At 47.4% G+C, this 3,585-nt stretch carries 3 protein-coding genes; all 3 read left to right on the top strand.

Annotated features, from left to right (window positions below; genetic code table 11):
* Window positions 1–161: 161 nt before the first annotated feature.
* On the top strand, window positions 162–407 hold the full coding sequence (locus MUW49_RS17840) for a hypothetical protein (RefSeq protein WP_244813039.1): 246 nt from the start codon (window positions 162–164) through the stop codon (window positions 405–407).
* A 137-nt stretch (window positions 408–544) separates the two neighbouring features.
* Window positions 545–1,507, top strand: a complete 963-nt coding sequence (locus MUW49_RS17845) for a site-specific integrase (RefSeq protein WP_052816466.1) — start codon at window positions 545–547, stop codon at window positions 1,505–1,507.
* A 1,014-nt stretch (window positions 1,508–2,521) separates the two neighbouring features.
* On the top strand, window positions 2,522–3,415 hold the full coding sequence (locus MUW49_RS17850; protein ID WP_244813040.1) for an AAA family ATPase: 894 nt from the start codon (window positions 2,522–2,524) through the stop codon (window positions 3,413–3,415).
* Window positions 3,416–3,585 lie beyond the last annotated feature (170 nt).

The following is a 3,585-nucleotide window of genomic DNA, read 5'->3' on the forward strand; positions in this document are numbered from 1 at the left end:
CTGAAATGACGTGCAGTGACGATTAAAAAGTGTGAAGGCGATCCTGACTATAAAGTTAACTGCATATCACAGGCCTATAAGTATTTGTTTTGTAGGCAAAAAACTATTTTTAATTTTTAACAAAATGTTCACGATCTCGCCCTGGGCACACCGGTACAGAAATGGTGGTACGCCATTATGGCAAGTGGTTGATGGAGGACGCCCCTGATTATAGGGGTAGGGCTGACACGGTATTTAATGCCTGTATGGCTGGTCAGCAGGCTCAAGTTACTGTGCCGAGCTGTAATCAAAAAACTGAAGATAAAAACACAGAAAGCGAATTCGATGTCGACGCATTACTGGCAACTCCTGCTGTCATGCAGAGATTGATGAGTGTTTTAATGCAGCGAATTTCTGTGGCGCAGTAAATCACTGTCTACATCACGCATTCAGCATTAATTTAAAACTAAATCGCACCTTTAATAAAGGGATCCACGTCGTGGGTGGGGAAATCCTGCCCACTATCTAAAGAAGGCGTTATTCAAGCGCTCTGGGAGATGACCGAATGGCTACACAGGCAACGGAAAAGGAATATGAAAGACTGGCAAAAAATCATTATGAAATCCTAAAGGAAAAGGGCCTTAATATCACAGCAAAAAACATTGCGGATGAATTGTTGGCTCGCGCTTCAAAATGCAGTCCTGGCTATTGGCGAAAACTGCGCTGTGCACTGGTATATCATCAACAATTGTTGAATTTTCCCGACGCGGCCGAGCGAATTCAGGCCCTGAGTAGGCCAGATATACCGGTTAAGGCAAAACAAAAAAGAGTTAAAAAGGTCGATAATGATGATCTCGTTGCACTGATTCAGTATTTTAAGGCGCGTAATGACAGCGCTATGTTGGCGGCCATATTGTTGTTTATGCGCGCGGGGATAAGACCTGCTGAACTAGCCACCATAACTGCGCAGGGTAATCGGCTCACCGTTATCGGAGCCAAAAAAAGTCATGATGGCAAACGTGGTGCAGATAGGGTCTTACAGTTTGACACGATTTCGCCAGAGAAATTGCAACTCATGGTGACCGAGGCAAAGAAAGCAAAAATTGGCTCATTGCAGGACAAGCTGCGTGCGGCGGGCAAAAACCTCTGGCCGGCGCGAAAATCGCTGCCGACCTTTTACAGCTGGCGCCATCAGATGGGCTCTGAGCTCAAAGCGTCTGGGCTCGACCGGCAGCGCATTGCCTACATCATGGGTCATCAGGCAACGTCTTCTGTGGACAAATACGGCAATCGTAAATCCGCTAATGGTAACGTGTTACCCACTTGCCCAGCGGATGCTGACCTGAGCCATATCAGGACAACGCACGCCGAGCTTTCTGTGGATAACAAAACTCATCGCCAGGTAGCTACACCCACAACAGTGGCTGAGCCTTCGCCGAGCGCAGATTCAACTGCCCCAACAACGCCGAGAGGCATGGCGGCATTCATCAATCGGCATCGCGATGCCGATGACGACTTATCCCGATAAGGGAGCGGCTACAGGGGGACAGCCTTGCTGCTATCACTGCATGGCAAATCCCCCTGGGGCGCAACCGTAAGAACGCCTTCGTCGCAACCGTAAGAACGCAGAGCCAACACAGCGTAAGAACGCGGGGTAAAACATTCTTACGAACGTAAGAATGTGGGTGTGTCGAGGTTACGAGACCGGAACCCCCGTAGGTTGCGCAGCGACCGGAGTGGGGTGGAGAACCCATTTTTATGGAGGGTATGAAGCGATTAATATGGCATGACAAAGGAGCCGAATATAGGGGTCAAGGTGGAGTCTGACGAGGCACGAGGAGGAACTACCTTGATGCCTATATATCGGTGACGGTCATCCATATTGATGGCGAAATACCAGACATAAAAAATGTTTAGATGATTATTTGTTATTACACAAAACGCAGCCATAACATCGCTTGGTGCTGATCAATCGAGGGCGTTTACATCACAACCAGTATCTAACCAGCAGAATTTATGACAGCCGAAAAGGCACCATATTGTTTAACAACATAGAGGAAATAGATGAAAATTCTAAACGAAATTTTGGCAATCATTTCAGAACACCCGCGCACCGGATCTAGCAGGGTGCTGGCTGCTGCGTTGGCATCGGCATGTAACACTCAATACACAGTGTCATTGCTCGATGTGTCTGTGAGGCTCGATGAAAGTGGCAGGCGGCTGGTTGAGCGCCTTGCTCGGATCACTCTGGAAGCCGATTATTCGAACGATGCACAGGATCGGGCGCTCCAACGCCTTCGGGCGCTCGGGCTCATTTGCTGATCGAGGACAGACGACCAATGCCACCATTGTTGGTGGCATTTTTATACCTGATTATCCATGCCCTTCATACTGATAGCGCAATATCAGACATAAAAACACTGTATCTGCAACAACACGGGGTAGTTAATTATACATATACGCATGATTAGCTTATGCATATATGTAAACGATGAGACATATCAACATAGTACTAAGTCACCACAATAATATAGGTATGTTTATGAATAATGAAAAACATTATAATTTCAGTCCTGCTGCTGGATTAATTTCCAGCCAGCAACGCCCTAATTGGGTGGTGGATAATCTGATTGAAAAAGGCGAACAGTGGATTATTAATGGCTCGCCCAAAACGGGTAAATCGATGCTTGCAACGCAGTTGGGCTTGGCTGTAGCCAGCGGTAGTGTATTTTTAAATTGGGAAATTAAAAGGCCAGCGCTCGTATTGTATATGGATTTTGAGGTCAATGACAGATTGTTTTGGCAGCGGTACTACACCATGTCGGAACAGACCAACTTGGGAGATGCAAAAAACATTAAAACATTCTTGCGGTGCGGCGATTATAAATCGACTGATGTATTAGATCCTATGGCATCACAGGCAATAATAGATATTGTCAACGACATTCAACCGGATTTGATCATCTGGGATGTCCTCGCTCGGATGCATAATGCAGAGGAAAACAACAATGGCGAAATGGGTCAGGTGATGCGAGCCATTCGAAAAATCAGCGGCGCCGCTGCACACATCATCGTTCATCACGCCAGAAAGGCTTCGCCTAATGCAGGTGGGGTTAACGCTGGCGTAATGAGCATGCGGGGAGCTTCTTCGATTCATGGTGAGGCCGATGGTGTCATCTCACTGGGGACGCGAGAGGGTCAGGGCGCTCGCTACAACCTGACGTTCAGTGCGAGGGCGGTTGAAACACCTGACGAAATACTCCTTAATCGTATTGGGCTGACATTAGTCAGTGCCATCGGGGAGGAGCGCGACAGGCTGATGGATGGGCTGCTGGAGGCACTGGAAGGCCTGGAGGCGACAGGGCCGACGCATGATCATTCTCTGCACAAGTTGATCAAGTCTCGATCAGTTGAACGGCTCCAAGTACGATTTTAATTGTACCTTGCGTTGCCAAGCTGTAAACATGTACAGGATCTTTAGCTACAACCAATTGAAATAGATAGAAAAAAGGCTTCGTTTGTGATCTGATTTAATCGCAAAAAAAAACCGACACACCCGAAGCCATGACTATTATCAATGCAACCCAGTACCTCAAGCAACTTCTT

Origin of the sequence: Aeromonas sp. LsrichE-8G (assembly GCF_022869435.1) — a bacterium.
GTDB lineage: Bacteria > Pseudomonadota > Gammaproteobacteria > Enterobacterales > Aeromonadaceae > Aeromonas > Aeromonas caviae.

What these genes read in the sequence shown, in the direction of transcription:
- MUW49_RS17840 (WP_244813039.1), top strand. Translation starts at nt 162, where the DNA reads ATGGTGGTACGCCATTATGGCAAGTGGTTGATGGAGGACGCCCCTGAT.
- MUW49_RS17845 (WP_052816466.1), top strand. Translation starts at nt 545, where the DNA reads ATGGCTACACAGGCAACGGAAAAGGAATATGAAAGACTGGCAAAAAAT.
- MUW49_RS17850 (WP_244813040.1), top strand. Translation starts at nt 2,522, where the DNA reads ATGAATAATGAAAAACATTATAATTTCAGTCCTGCTGCTGGATTAATT.